The sequence below is a fragment of the Pseudomonas sp. S34 genome, from assembly GCF_009866745.1.
Lineage (GTDB): Bacteria > Pseudomonadota > Gammaproteobacteria > Pseudomonadales > Pseudomonadaceae > Aquipseudomonas > Aquipseudomonas jessenii.
Genome location: NZ_CP019398.1, coordinates 522,472 through 536,861, shown reverse-complemented (window position 1 = coordinate 536,861; position 14,390 = coordinate 522,472). Strand labels below are relative to the sequence as shown.

The 14,390-nt window shown below is 61.1% G+C and carries 11 protein-coding genes; 7 read left to right on the top strand and 4 right to left on the bottom strand.

Annotated elements, in window-relative coordinates; genetic code table 11:
* Positions 1–126: 126 nt before the first annotated feature.
* Complete coding sequence (locus PspS34_RS02305; protein WP_154861138.1) at positions 127–1,566, top strand: TolC family outer membrane protein; 1,440 nt, start codon at positions 127–129, stop codon at positions 1,564–1,566.
* A 118-nt stretch (positions 1,567–1,684) separates the two neighbouring features.
* On the opposite strand, the gene waaA is transcribed toward PspS34_RS02305, so the two are convergent.
* Together waaA and PspS34_RS02295 are read right to left on the bottom strand one after the other, a co-directional pair.
* Positions 1,685–2,962, bottom strand: coding sequence for a lipid IV(A) 3-deoxy-D-manno-octulosonic acid transferase (gene waaA, locus PspS34_RS02300; RefSeq protein WP_154861139.1), 1,278 nt, complete (start codon positions 2,960–2,962; stop codon positions 1,685–1,687).
* 11 nt (positions 2,963–2,973) lie between these two features.
* Entirely contained in the window at positions 2,974–3,876 is a 903-nt protein-coding gene (locus PspS34_RS02295; protein WP_174245498.1) for a LysR family transcriptional regulator, read from the bottom strand.
* A gap of 103 nt (positions 3,877–3,979) precedes the next feature.
* On the opposite strand from PspS34_RS02295, the gene PspS34_RS02290 reads away from it, so the two are divergent.
* The 4 genes from PspS34_RS02290 (at position 3,980) to PspS34_RS02275 (ending at position 7,496) form a co-directional block, all read left to right on the top strand.
* Positions 3,980–4,312 (top strand): multidrug efflux SMR transporter, encoded by a 333-nt coding sequence (locus PspS34_RS02290; RefSeq protein WP_150811907.1) that lies wholly within the window; start codon positions 3,980–3,982, stop codon positions 4,310–4,312.
* Between the two features lie 201 nt (positions 4,313–4,513).
* Positions 4,514–5,689, top strand: a complete 1,176-nt coding sequence (locus tag PspS34_RS02285; RefSeq protein WP_057712272.1) for an FAD-dependent oxidoreductase — start codon at positions 4,514–4,516, stop codon at positions 5,687–5,689.
* Positions 5,686–6,498, top strand: a complete 813-nt coding sequence (locus tag PspS34_RS02280; protein ID WP_057712273.1) for an aldo/keto reductase — start codon at positions 5,686–5,688, stop codon at positions 6,496–6,498. Before PspS34_RS02285 ends, PspS34_RS02280 begins: the two co-directional genes overlap by 4 nt.
* Positions 6,499–6,530: 32 nt before the next feature.
* Entirely contained in the window at positions 6,531–7,496 is a 966-nt protein-coding gene (locus PspS34_RS02275) for a hypothetical protein (RefSeq protein WP_057712274.1), read from the top strand.
* Positions 7,497–7,677: 181 nt separating this feature from the next.
* On the opposite strand, the gene hldE is transcribed toward PspS34_RS02275, so the two are convergent.
* Positions 7,678–9,102, bottom strand: a complete 1,425-nt coding sequence (gene hldE / locus PspS34_RS02270) for a bifunctional D-glycero-beta-D-manno-heptose-7-phosphate kinase/D-glycero-beta-D-manno-heptose 1-phosphate adenylyltransferase HldE (RefSeq protein ID WP_090452776.1) — start codon at positions 9,100–9,102, stop codon at positions 7,678–7,680.
* A 210-nt stretch (positions 9,103–9,312) separates the two neighbouring features.
* Positions 9,313–11,115 (bottom strand): lipid A export permease/ATP-binding protein MsbA, encoded by a 1,803-nt coding sequence (gene msbA, locus PspS34_RS02265; RefSeq protein ID WP_057712276.1) that lies wholly within the window; start codon positions 11,113–11,115, stop codon positions 9,313–9,315.
* 154 nt (positions 11,116–11,269) lie between these two features.
* Here msbA and PspS34_RS02260 point away from each other — a divergent pair, with 154 nt between their 5' ends.
* Together PspS34_RS02260 and PspS34_RS02255 are read left to right on the top strand one after the other, a co-directional pair.
* Positions 11,270–13,132: a bifunctional O-antigen ligase/aminoglycoside phosphotransferase family protein gene (locus tag PspS34_RS02260; RefSeq protein WP_154861140.1), complete on the top strand. Its 1,863-nt coding sequence runs from the start codon at positions 11,270–11,272 to the stop codon at positions 13,130–13,132.
* Positions 13,132–14,355, top strand: coding sequence for an acyltransferase (locus PspS34_RS02255; RefSeq protein WP_154861141.1), 1,224 nt, complete (start codon positions 13,132–13,134; stop codon positions 14,353–14,355). The genes PspS34_RS02260 and PspS34_RS02255 overlap by 1 nt, the downstream gene beginning before the upstream one ends.
* Positions 14,356–14,390 lie beyond the last annotated feature (35 nt).

Sequence of the window (14,390 nt, the reverse complement as noted above, 5' to 3'; positions counted from 1 at the left end):
CAGGATTGTTGCCGTCCGAATGCACAACTACACTCGCTACGCTGAGCCGCGCATTGACGCTGTCAAAGCAGGGCCTTAGCCTTGGCGCTCAAATTACCTCTGTAATATCAATTCTAGGGATCGTCTATGCTGCGCAAACTCTCACTGGCCCTCGCCGTGTCTTGTGCGTCCAACGGAATGGCCTGGGCAGCAGATGTGCCCTTATCGGCCAAGACGGACCTGGTCAGCGTGTATCAAGAAGCCGTCAACAACAACGCCGACCTGGCGGCTGCCATCGCCCAATATGGCGCGCAGAAAGAAGTCGTGCCCCAGGCCCGCGCCGGGCTGCTGCCGAACCTCTCGGGCGGCGCCAATGTTTCCGAGGTGCGTACGTCGCTCGATCAACCTTCGGGCACGACCAACCGCGACGCTCATTCCTACCAGGCCACCCTGGCGCAGCCGCTGTTCCGCGCCGATCGCTGGTTCCAGTTCCAGGCCGCCAAGGAAGTCAACGAACAGGCCGCCCTGCAACTCTCGGCGACCGAGCAAAACCTGATCCTGCAAACCGCTGACAGCTATTTCAACGTGCTGCGCAGCCAGGACAACCTGGCTTCGACCAAGGCCGAAGAAGCGGCGTTCAAACGCCAGCTCGATCAATCCAATGAGCGTTTCGATGTCGGCCTCTCGGACAAGACCGACGTATTGAACTCACAGGCCAGCTACGACACCGCTCGCGCCAACCGCATCGTTGCGCAGCGCCAGGTGGACGACGCCTTTGAAGCATTGATTACCCTGACCAACCGTCAGTACAACTCGATCTGGGGCATCAGGCATGACTTGCCGATCCTGCCGCCAGTACCGAACGACGCCAAGGCATGGGTCGAAACCGCGGGCAGGCAGAACCTCAATCTGTTGGCCAGCAACTATGCCGTCAGCGCCGCCGAGCAAACCGTCAAGCAGCGCAGGTCCGGGCACTTGCCAACGCTTGACGCGGTCGCCAAGTACGAGAAAGGCGACAACGATGCGCTGGGCTTCAGCAATCCGGTTCCCTTGGGCCAACCCTACGGCGGCAACGTCGAGCAAACGACCGTGGGCCTGCAACTGAACATCCCGATCTACAGCGGTGGCCTGATCAACTCCCAGGTGCGTCAGTCCTATGCACAACTGGACCAGACCGAACAGCAACGCGAATCCCTGCGCCGCAGCATCGTGGAAAACACCCGCGACCTGCACCGCGCGGTGAACACCGATGTCGAGCAGGTACAGGCGCGCAAGCAATCGATCATCTCCAACCAGAGCGCGGTGGAAGCGACTGAAATCGGCTATCAGGTGGGTACGCGAAACATCGTCGACGTGCTGGATGCGCAGCGCTCGCTCTACACCTCGGTGCGCGACTACAACAACACCCGCTACGACTACATCCTCGACAACCTGCGCTTGAAGCAACAGGCCGGCACGTTGAATCCGGGGGACCTGCAAGTCCTGGCACGCTGGCTCAACCCGAACTACAACCCGGACAAGGACTTCCTGCCTCCGGATCTGGCCAAGGCGGCAGAGGAGCAGTTGAAAGCGCGGCCTGATCAGTAAAAGCAAAAGCTTCGCGAGCAAGCCCGCTCCCACATTGAGCTGCTGTCGTACACAAAACCTGTGTTCACAGAAGATCCAATGTGGGAGCGGGCTTGCTCGCGAATGAATACAACTCGGTCTAACGCTCGATCAACCGCCCCAACCCATCCAGCAACCGCTGCAACGCCCCCTGATTGGTGCGCATCACCGTCAACCCGGCCTCAGCCATGCGCTGCGCATCTCGCGGCAGTTCGAACAGTCGCTGCACCGCCACCGCCAGCCCTTCGGCATCTTCCACTTCCTGCAACGCCCCGGCACTGCGCAACTGCGCGGCGATTTCGAGGAAGTTGAAAAGATGCGGACCGCTCAACACCGGTTTAGCCAGGGCCGCCGGCTCCAGCAGGTTATGCCCGCCATTCGGCACCAGGCTGCCACCGACAAATGCGCTGTCCGCCAGGGCGTAGAGAAACAGCAACTCGCCCATGGTGTCGCCCAGCAGCACTGAAGTATTCGCACTGACCGCTTCGCCGCTGGAGCGCCGGACCGTGGCAAACCCTTGTTGCTGGCACAACCCGAACACCGAATTGAAGCGCTCAGGATGACGCGGCACCAAAATCAGCAGGGCATCGGGGTGACTGGCCAACAACTGACGGTGGGCCGCCAGCACCACCTCGTCTTCGCCGTCATGGGTACTGGCCGCGATCCACACCGGTCGTGCCAGCGCCTGCCATTGCCCGCGCAGCTCAACGGCGCGCTCCAGCAGTTGCGGGTCGATGGTCAGGTCGAACTTGATCGACCCGGTCACTTCGACGGTTTCCGTCCGCGCACCCAGGTCGCGCAAGCGCTGGGCCTCGGCTTCGGTCTGCACCGCGAACAGGCTCATCTCGGCCAGCATCGGCTGGGTCAGCCTGGGGAACCGGCCGTAACCTCTGGCCGAACGCTCGGACAGCCGCGCATTGGCCAACGCCACGGGGATTCCGCGCTTGGCACATTGATGGATGTGGTTGGGCCACAGTTCGGTTTCCATGATCACCGCCAGTTTCGGCTGGACCCGATCAAGGAAGCGCCGGGCAGCGCAAGGCAGGTCATAGGGCAGATAGCAGTGCTGGATGCGCGGCTCATTGGCGAACAGTGCATGGATGCGTTCCGAACCGGTCGGGGTCATGCAGGTCACGGTGATCGGCAGATTCGGATAACGCGCCAGCAAGGCGCGAATCATCGGTGCGGCCGCAATGCTTTCGCCCACCGACACGGCGTGCACCCAGATGCCGCCCGGTTTCATCGTCGGCATCCCGTAGGAAAAGCGCTCGCCGATGCGCCTGGCATACGCCGGCGCCTTGCGCGCGCGCAGCCAAAGCCGAATCGCTACCAATGGCAGCCCCAGATAAAACAGCGCGGTGTAGAGAGTTCTATTCATGGCGGCGGAGTTTATCGGCTTTTTTCGCCTATCGTCTGCAAGTGCACGGCAAAACGTTCGGCGAGCCAGCGCGCGGCCGGACCGAGCGGTTCATCCCGGCGCCATACCAGTTCCACCACCAGGGCCGGCGGGGTCCATTCGCTGACCAGTTCGACCATCTGGTTCTGATAGGTCGGGTACTGCACCACGTGGCGTGGCAACCAGGCCCAGCCGAGGCCGCGCACCAGCCATTCGGCCATCACATAAAAGCTGTCGGCGCGCCAGACCTGCGGGCTGGCCGGATCACTGCCGGGATAAATGCTCGACTCTGTGGACATCAGCAACTGCCGATGTTGCGCCAGTTGCTGGCCGTCCACTGTGCCCTTGCACGCCAACGGATGATCCTTGCCGCACACCGTGACCATTTCCACGCTGCCCAGCACCCGCCGCTCAAGTGCCTCGGAAATCTGATCGTGAAAGAACAGCAACCCCAGATCGGCGCGCCGCTCCACCAGCTTGCGCGCGACATCGCCTTGGGCGGCGCTGGTCAGTTGCACTTCAAGGCTGGGGAATTTTTCCGCCAGGGCTTCGAAGCTTTCGATGATCGGCTGATAAGGCATCGCCTCATCCTGTGCCACACGCAGTCGAGCTTCCTGCCCGCGCATCATCGCCAGCGCCCGGCCATTGAGCCGTTCGCACTGGCGCAACACTTCCCGCGCTTCGTCCAGCAAAGCCGTGCCGGCTTCAGTGAGTTTCGGCTGACGGCCGCTGCTGCGGTCGAACAGGCTGACGCCCAGGTCTTCTTCCAGCAACGCTATCGAACTGCTGACTGCCGACTGCGCCTTGCGCTGATCGCGCGCCACAGCAGAAAACGAACGCTGCTCCGCTACGCTCACAAACAACCGCAGCTGCTCCAGATTCCATTGCATGCTCATGGCTCAACCCATCTCTCAAACAGATAGGTAATGACTTTACCGCATCTGGCGAATCTCTAGAATGCCGACCTCAGAGAGCAACACTTCACACGAGGATTGACCCATGACCGCTTACTACTACCTGGCCATTGCCATCTGCGCCGAAGTGATTGCCACTGTTTCGATGAAAGCGGTCAAAGGCTTCAGCACCCCGCTGCCACTGGTGCTGGTCATCGTCGGTTACGGGATCGCCTTCTGGATGCTGACCCTGGTGGTGCGCAGCGTTCCGGTGGGCGTGGCGTACGCCGTGTGGGCCGGCATGGGAATCGTGATGGTCAGCGTCGCGGCCCTGTTTATCTATGGGCAGAAGCTGGACGTGCCGGCGATGATGGGGATGGCGCTGATTGTGCTGGGTGTCGTGGTCATCCAGCTCTTCTCCAAGACTGCCGGGCACTAGAGCTCGAAACACGATCCCCGGTGGGAGCGAGCTTGCTCGCGATGACGGCATGGCATTCAGCATCAATGTTGACTGACCCACCGCTATCGCGAGCAAGCTCGCTCCCACAGGGTTACTCGTTGGCTCGAGAGCACTGGCGTCAGCCCCTCCAATCTTCGAGTCTGTATACTGCGCCCTCGTCTTGAACACAGAGGTCGCCGAATGCCATCCGTTATTTCCACCGACGTGCTGATTGTCGGCGCTGGTGTCGCCGGCCTCTGGCTGAATGCACGCCTGCGTCGCCAGGGTTTTTCGACCGTGCTGGTGGAAAGCGCCAGCCTCGGCGGCGGGCAGAGTGTCAAGTCCCAGGGCATCATCCACGGGGGCGCCAAATACGCGCTGCATGGCGCCCTGACCGGTGCCTCGGAAGCCATCGCCGACATGCCGCGCCGCTGGCGTGAAGCCTTGGCTGGCGACGGCGAACTGGACCTGTCCGGGGTGCGACTGTTGTCCGAAGCTCATTACCTCTGGTCCCCTGGCACCCTCGCCGGCAACCTCACCAGTTTCTTCGCCAGCAAAGCCGTGCGCGGCCGCGTCGATCAGGTCAAGGGCGAGCAATTGCCGCCAGCCCTGCAGGACAAACGTTTCAAGGGCAAGGTCTATCGCCTGGCGGAACTGGTGGTCGACGTGCCAAGCCTGATCCAGCGCCTGGCCGACCTGGCCGGAGATGGCTTGCTCGCCGGGCAGAAGATCGAGCCGCTGCTCGAAGGCGGCGTGCTGGTCGGCCTGAAGGTGGACGAGCGCGAGATCCGTGCCCAACGCATCGTCCTGAGCGCCGGCGCCGGAACCGCGGCATTGCTTGAAACGCTGGGCCTGAGCCAGCCCGCCATGCAGCGCCGCCCGTTGCACATGATCATCGCCAAGGGGCCAAGCCTCAAACCGCTGTACGCCCACTGCCTGGGTGGTGGTACCAAACCGCGCATCACCGTGACCACGCACCCGGCGGCGGATGGCCAATGGGTCTGGTACCTGGGCGGCGATATCGCGGAATCCGAAGGCGTGACCCGTGAGCCCGCCGAGCAGATCGCCACCGCACAGAAAGAACTAGGTCAATTGCTGCCATGGATCGACCTGAGCACAGTGCAATGGGCCACCTTGCGCGTGGATCGCGCCGAACCGCTGCAATCAGGCCTGACCCGTCCCGACAACGCCTTTGTGGCCGAGGAAGGCCGACTGCTGGTGGGCTGGCCGACAAAACTCGCCCTGGCACCGGACTTCGCCGACCGCGTGATCGCCAGCCTGACCCGCGACGGTATCCAGCCAAGCCATCCGGCAGCACTGCCTGAACTGCCAAAGCCGCCGATGGGCGTACCGGCCTGGGAGCAACTGCTGCCATGAGCCAACCGACCCTGCACGACCTGCATCGCCCGTTGGGCAGCACCGGCCTGCTGGTTTCCCCCCTGGGCCTGGGCACCGTGAAACTGGGCCGCGACCAAGGGGTGAAGTACCCCAACGGCTTCCAGATTCCCGATGACGATGAAGCACGCAGGCTGCTCAAACTCGCCCGCGACCTGGGCATCAACCTGATCGACACCGCCCCGGCCTATGGTCGCAGCGAAGAACGCCTCGGCCCGTTGCTGCGCGGTCAGCGTCAGGATTGGGTGATTGTCAGCAAGGTCGGCGAGGAGTTTGCCGACGGCCAGTCCCGTCACGATTTCAGCGCCGCACACACTCGAATGTCGGTGGAACGCAGCCTGCACCGCCTGGAAACGGACTTCATCGACCTGGTGCTGGTGCACTCCGATGGTAACGACCTGGCGATCCTCAATGACTGCGAAGTCTACGACACCCTCGCCGCGCTCAAGGCCGAAGGCAAGATTCGCGGTTTCGGGTTTTCCGGCAAAACCGTCGACGGTGGCCTCAAGGCACTGGAGCAAGGCGATTGCGCGATGGTCACCTACAATCTGAACGAACAAAACGAGAAGGCCGTCATTGACTATGCTGCTGCACACGGCAAAGCCATTCTGGTCAAGAAAGCCCTCGCCAGTGGTCATGTCTGCCTGAGTCCGGGCGTGGATCCGGTGCGCGCCAGTTTCGAGTTGTTGTTTGAACATCCGGGTGTTGCCAGTGCTATTGTCGGGACCATCAATCCGCTGCACCTCGCCCACAATGTCGCGACCGTTGCCCAGGTCCTACGTAGCCACTGACGCCGCTCACGCGGCCTTAAGCAGGAGCCGACATGTCGCGTACGCTCATCAGAAAGAACCCGAGCAACTTCAAGACCCTGCCGTTATTCGTCGAAGCGACCCCCGAAGGCCTGGCTTATCAGAGCGTCGGCAGGCCGCTGAATTTTTCCCAGACTCTGCAACGTCGTCGACCGGTGACGGTCGGCGACAGCGAACGGTTTGCCCTGGAGCTGGCCAACCTCGGGGTTTCGGTGCGCCTGACCCTGCATTGGCAGAATCGCGACTATTGGGTGCTGGTGCGCCAACGCCGGCAGGACCGTGGCGATGTGGTGCTCAAGCTGATCTCCGGTTACGTGCCCGCCCATGAACTGAATCTGCCCTTGCACACGGCGATCCAGGAGATAGCCGAAGAGTGCCTGCTGGAAACCCCGGAAGGCTGGCTCGGTGGTCGGTTCAACGACACCTGGCTGCCAGCGCCCTACTCGGCCGCCCTGCATTACCGTGAAGCCCTGCCGTTTCGCTTGTCGCCACTGTCTGGCTCGGCGCGACCGGTACGTTGCGCCAACCTGATGCTGATGGAGCGTCCGCGGGCTTACGTGCATTTGCCAACGGCGTCACTGCAACTGATCTACGACTTGCGCCTGGACGTTCCCAAGGAAGCCAAATCCCTGAGCCTGTTCCATGTCGATGAACGACTGGAAGGCGATCAACTCGTCGCCCGCCTCGACCGCAAGCGCCCCGATCTGTACTTGATGCCCTTGCAGGACGGCCACCCGATGGCTGAGCTCTACACCTTGAAAAAGGATCAGTTGTGTCCCGCCAGCACGCGCGGACTGTACCTGGCCGAGAGTTTTGCCCGACAGGAAGGCTGGCTGGTTCGCGACGAGCGAATTCGCTGGAAGGACTGGGTGAGGCAGCAGGGCCTGACCCCGCCGGGGAAGGATTCGGGCCTGGCGCGGTTACGCGGGAAGGCCAAGCTGTTGCTGAAGAAAATAGTGCCGCGTAAAGCGGCACGATAGGAAGATCACGTGGATTTTTGTGGCGAGGGGGCTTGCCCCCGTTCGGCTGCGAAGCAGTCGGAGAACCCGTGCATGCGGTGTACCTGATACCCCGCAGTTGCAGGTTTTAGGGTCGCTTCGCAACCCAACGGGGGCAAGCCCCCTCGCCACAGCAAGCCCCCTCGCCACAGGTGGCCGCAGATTATTCAGACTTGCGGATCTTCTCGACAATCGCGGTGGTCGAGCTGTTTTCCACCAGCCCCAGCACTTTCACGGTACCGCCATAGGCCGTCACGATGTCCGCGCCGACCACCTGGTCGATGCCGTAGTCGCCGCCCTTGACCAGCACGTCCGGCTTGACCGCGCTCAGCAGGTTTTCCGGGGTGCCTTCCGAGAAGCTGATCACCCAGTCCACCGCACCCAGGCCAGCCAGTACGGCCATGCGCCGGTCGACACTGTTGATCGGACGGCCTGGCCCTTTCAGGCGGCTGACCGATGCATCGTCGTTGATCGCCACGATCAGGCGATCACCCTGAGCCCGCGCCTGCTCCAGATAGGTCACATGACCGGCGTGCAGGATGTCGAAGCAACCGTTGGTGAACACGATCCGCTCGTTGTGCGCGCGGGCATCATCGACCGCCAGCAACAGCTGCTCAAGGCCCAGCACTCCACGCTCGGAACCTTCCTCGCGCTGAATCGCACGACGCAGTTCAGGCGCACTGATGGCCGCCGTACCGAGCTTGCCGACCACAATACCGGCCGCCAGGTTGGCCAGGGCCACCGCGTGGGGCAACTCCTCACCCGCAGCAATCGCGGCCGCCAGGGTGGAAATTACTGTGTCGCCGGCACCGGTCACGTCAAACACTTCACGGGCCCGGGCCGGCAAGTGCAGCGCTGGATGATCCGGGCGCAGCAAGGTCATGCCGTGCTCGCCACGGGTCACCAGCAAGGCACCGAGGTCCAGGTCGTGCATCAGTTGCGCGCCCTTGCTCACCAATTCGTGCTCATCGGCGCAACCACCGACGATGGTTTCGAATTCGTTGAGGTTTGGCGTGATCAGGCTCGCACCACGGTAGATCGAGAAATCCTTGCCCTTGGGATCGGCCAGCACCGGAATGCCGCGGGCGCGGGCAGCCTGGATCAGCGCCTGATGGTTTTTCAGCGCGCCTTTGCCGTAGTCGGACAGCACCAGCACCTTGATGCCTTCGAGCAACTCATCGACCTGCGCGGCCAGCGCCAGCGCGTCGGTGGCGAAGGGTTCTTCGAAGTCGATGCGCAGCAATTGCTGGTGACGGCTCATGACCCGCAGCTTGACGATGGTCGGCTGGTGCGCAATGCGCTGGAAGATGGCCCGCACGCCGGCGCCCTTGAGGCTGTTGACCAGGCTGTTGGCGGCTTCATCGTCGCCGGTGACACCGACCAGCGAAGCCGGAGCCCCCAAGGCGGCAATGTTCAAGGCAACGTTGGCAGCACCGCCCGGGCGGTCTTCGATGTGATCGACCTTGACCACCGGCACCGGTGCCTCAGGAGAAATCCGTGAGGTACCACCATGCCAGTAACGGTCGAGCATGACATCGCCGACCACCAAGACAGGGGCTTGATCGAATCGCGGCATGGACAACTTCATGGTGCAACCCACATACAGAATGAACAGGGGCGCGATATTAACACAGGGTTGGTGTCGGCTAGTGCGGTGGCTGCAACCGGATGATTCGCCAACATTTTTTGCTCATTTTTTGAGCAATAAACCCGCTAGGCGAAATCAACAAAGTCACGGTAGTGGCTGACCGGTTTCGACGGGAGTGCGAAAGGGCGAGCCAGGCTCGCCCTTTCGGGGTCAGGCGATGTCTTCGGCCGGGGCGTCGAGGCCCATCGCGTTGAGGCGCGAGTAGTAGCCGTTTTGCGCCAGCAGTTGTTCATGGGTGCCGCGCTCGACGATTTTCCCCTGATCCATGACCAGGATCAGGTCGGCCTTCTCGATGGTCGACAGGCGGTGAGCGATCACCAGCGTGGTGCGACCTTTCATGACCTGGTCCAGGGCTGCCTGAATATGCCGCTCGGACTCGGTATCGAGCGCCGAAGTCGCCTCATCGAGGATCAGCAGCGGAGCATTCTTCAACAGTGCCCGGGCAATCGCCAGGCGCTGGCGTTGGCCACCGGACAGCAGCACGCCGTTTTCCCCGACCTGGGTGTCCAGGCCTTCAGGCAATTGAGCGATGAAGTCCATCGCGTAGGCATCCTTGGCCGCCTTTTCAATGTCTTCACGGGGTGCGCCAGCCAGGTCGCCATAGGCGATGTTGTTGGCCACGGTATCGCTGAACAGGGTCACGTGCTGAGTCACCTGGGCGATATGCCGACGCAGGTTCAACAGCTTGTACTGTTCCACTTCGACGCCATCGATCAGGATTTCGCCCTTGTCGTGGTGATAGAAACGCGGAATCAGGTTGGCCAGGGTCGACTTGCCGCTGCCCGAACGTCCCACCAAGGCCACCATTTGCCCGGGCTCGACCGAGAAACTGATATCATTGAGCACCTGACGCTCGGTGTCAGGGTAGGTAAAGCTGAGGTTGCGCACATCCAGGCGACCGCTGACCACATCACGCTCGACGGTGCCGGTATCGACTTCAGGCTGGACATCCAGTTGCTCGAAGATACTTTCAGCGCCGGCCACGCCCTTCTGGATGGTCGAGCTGACTTCGGACAGCTGGCGAATCGGCTTGGGCAGCAGGCCAGCCAGAGTGATGTAGGCCACCATGTCGCCGGCCGACGCATCGCCCCGCAGGAACAGCACCAGGAACATCAGCACGGCCATGGCGGTGTAGATCACCAGTTGCAGCAACGGCGTGTAGATGGCGCCGGTGCGGGTCATGCGCAATTGCTTGTCGGTGTTGCCCTGGCTGGCATCGAAGAAGCGTTTCTCTTCGTACTTTTCACCGCCGAAGCTGCGCACCACGCGATAGCCCTGGATCGTTTCGGACGCCACATGCGTCACGTCCCCCATGGCCAGCTGGATTTTCTTGCTCTGCTTGCGGAATTTCTTGCTGGCCGTGCGCACCATGAGGGCGATCAGCGGCAGGATGGCGACCATGACCAGCGTCAGGCGCCAGTTCATGTACAACAGCGAGGCAAACAGGAAGATCACCGTCATGCCTTCACGGATTACGACCTTGATCGCATCTGTTGCCGCCCCCGTGACCATGGTCACGTTGAAGGTAATACGTGAAATCAGGTGCCCCGAGTTATGCTTGTCGAAATACCGGTTTGGCAACACCAGCAGGTTGTTGAACAACTGGACCCGCAAGTCATGGACCAGGCCCAGGGAAACCTTGGCCAGGAAGTAGTTGCCCAGATACGACCCCAACCCCTGCCACGCGGCGATCAGGATGATCAACAATGGCACCGCCTGCAGCAGTTGCAGATCCCGCAGGTAGGGCACTGTTGGAAACAGCACCGCTTCAGGATTGGATAGACCGTCGACAAAGTACTTGAGGATGTAGCCCAGCATTGGCTGTGTCGAAGCGAAAATCAGAAAACCGACGATGCTGATCAGAAACAGGCTGATATACGGCCGGACATAGCCGAGCAGGCGGAAGTAGATTTTCAAGCTCGATGGGCTTGCGCAGAGACTGGAGTCGGTCATATCACGCGAATGTCGATGAAAAGGACGCTGACTTTACCACAGCTTCCCCAGGGTTCTGGCAATCGCATACAGTCTGTGTATTGTGGCGCGTCAAATAGCCACCCGATGTCCCTGCCTTGGTATGGTCGCTCAATTCAGGAATAAGTTACCCAGCATGCAATTAAACGTTTTGAACAGCACGTCCAACAGAATCTTCGATTTCATTTGTTTGTGGATCCTTCCGCTCGGTTATCTGTTGCTGCTTTGTGCGCTGTTTTTCCTGCCGGGGCGCAGTGTGCATCACAAGCTTTATTATGGCCTGTTCAGCATTCCGGCACTCTTTGCACTGTGCCTGCGGCCGCGGCTCGGCAAAGAGTTGCTGCGCGAGCCGATCGTCATTGCAGCCCTGCTATTTATGGCGTGGGCACTGCTCAGCCTGTGCTGGAGGCCAGACGACGACATCGACTTTGGCCAGTTCAAACCGCCATTGCACACCTTGTTGCTGTTCGTTGGCTGCTACCTGCTGGTGCGCTTTCGCAGCGAAATCATCCAGCCCCTGCTGTTCTGCGCCGCGACGGTGGCACTGGTCATCTCTGCCTACAACCTGTACAGGTTCGACCAGATCTACCAACCGGAAATGCGCTTGATCGGTGTAGGCGCATTCGACAATCCACTGCTCAGCTCCCACGTTTTCGGCTTTTTTTGTACCTATTGGCTGAGCCTGAGCATGACCTGCAAGCGACGCCAGGTACTTTGGCTGAGCGTACCGGCGATGGCGATCATGTTTGCCGCAGTGCTGGCCACCGGCTCCAGGACCCCACTGGTTGCACTGACGCTGGCGGCGCTATGGCTGTGTTTCATCTGCTGGAATCGACGCTCGGTCTTCATGCTTGGCGCCATGTTCTTCGCCGGTACGGCGACTTTCGCGTTGTTTGCGGACAAAATCTTCGAAAGAGGCAGTTCCTTCCGCATCGAGCTCTGGCAATTGACCCTGAACCGGATCGCTGAACACCCATGGATCGGGCACGGTTACAACGCCGCACTGAGACTGGACCCCGGCGTAGGCTACAACCTTCAGGAACCCCATAGCTTTGCCCTGGGCGTGCTCTACTACGTCGGCATTATCGGCCTGCTGCCATGGCTGTTCTTTGTTGTATGGAGCTTCATCAGCAGCCGGCGCCATCGTGTGCAACCGCTGTTTATCATCGCCTCAGCCTGGCTGGCCTTCGGTATCGGTGCAGGCCTGACTGAAGGTGGCGGGATCATCTCTCGCCCCAAGGAGCACTGGTTCCTGCTATGGATCCCCTTGGCGCTGATTGCCGCATTGAGCATCAATCAACGTGCCCGGCGCCTGCTGGACACGCCGATCAAGACGGCGACACCAAGCGCCCTGCAACAGCTGACTGCCGATGCCAGGGTCATCGAAGAGGATGGTCTGGGCCCCAAGGTCCTGCGCCTGACCGATGGCAGTTTTCTCAAGCTGTTCCGTCGCCGTCGCTGGTATACCTCGGGCAGTTTCACGCCCTACTCCGATCGGTTTGCCGTCAATAGCGTGCAACTGCGCGGCATGGGCATCCCGACACCGCACATCCTCGACCTTTACCGGTTCGAAGACGGCAGCACCGCCGTGCATTACTCCCCGTTGCCAGGCAACACGCTGCGCCAGATCCTGCAAGGCATCACCGCCCCGGCGGTGCGCCAGGCACTGGTGGAGCGCTTCGGTAAATTCATGGCTCAACTGCACCAGCAAGGGGTCTACTTCCGCTCCCTGCACCTGGGCAATGTGCTGGTGCTGGAGGACGGCGAGTTCGGCCTGATCGACCTGGCCGACCTGCGAATTTACCCCTCGGCATTGAGCCCTTCCCTGCGTCGGCGTAATCTGCGCCACATGCAGCGCTATGCATCGGATCGGCATTGGTTGTTCGAGGATCACTTCGAAGCACTGCTGCTGGGATACGCCGCGACGGCTTCGAAAGCCGACGTGGATAATTTGCACAGGCACGTGCTGGCCGGTAGTCCTCCGGCCCAGGCTCACTGATGACAGAAACCAACCCGCTTATCGCGATGGCGGCCTACCTGCTCGCCATCGCGACCGCTGCGCTACTGTTGCGCAGCGTGCCGAAAATCCCCCGAGAGCTGGAGCATTGGGGCGAAAGCCGCTTTGCCGGCATCGACGGCTTACGCGGGTATCTGGCCTTCGGCGTGTTCGTGCACCACTCGATCATTACCTGGATCTTTCTGAAAACCGGCGTGATCGACTTTCCACCGAGCAACTTCTACTCGCAGCTCGGCCAGGGTAGCGTCGCCCTCTTTTTCATGATCACCGGCTTTCTGTTCTGGAACCGCTTGCTCACCCACGGACGGCAGCACGACTGGCTGGCATTTGCGGTATCCAGGCTGTTTCGCCTCTACCCGCTCTACCTGCCGCTGATGTTGACCGTGTTTGTCTGTGTGTTCTATTTGCAGGACTGGGAACTCAAGGACTCCGGCACCCAACTCATTGGCCAGACCCTGGCCTGGCTGATCTTCGACCGGCCAGACGTCAACCAGTACCACCAGACCGGCATGCTGATCTCCAACGTCACCTGGACGCTGGGGTACGAGTTGTTTTTCTACCTGGCCCTGCCACTGGCCGCCATGGTGTTCATTTATCGCGGCGGCTGGATGCAGACGGTGCTGTGCCTGATCGGCATCTATATCCTGTACCAGGTGGTCGGCTGGGAACACTCGCTGAAGAAGCACTTCCTGGCCAGCTTCCTCGGCGGCATCGCTGCGGCGTACTGGATTCGCCGTCCACAATGGGTCGCCTGGAGCCTGTCTCCACTGGCGGGCATCGTCGCCCTGCTCGCGCTGGCGATCGCCTTTACGGCGTTCAACCGGGCATTCAACCTGGGGGCGCTGCTGCTGCTTTCACTGTTCTTTGTGATCGTGGCGTCCGGCAATACCTTGTTCGGTGCCCTGAGACCACGCAGCATCCGCTGGCTGGGGGAAATCAGCTACAGCACGTATCTGCTGCACGGTTTCGTGCTATGGGTACTGGTGCAGCGACTACCGCCGATATTGCACCTTGATGTCCGGCAAGCCTGGGTCTTCCTGCCGTTGCTGGCCGTGTGCAGTTGCCTGCTGATCATCATCAGCAGCCTGACTTACCTGTACATCGAAAAGCCCGGTATCAATGCCGGCAAGAAAACCCTGCACTGGTTGCGCCAGAACAGGAAGCCGAGGAAAGAACTTCCGGAGGAAACAGCTCAACAACGTTGAGCCGTTTCCGGGGCATGCCTGCGAGGACAATGCCC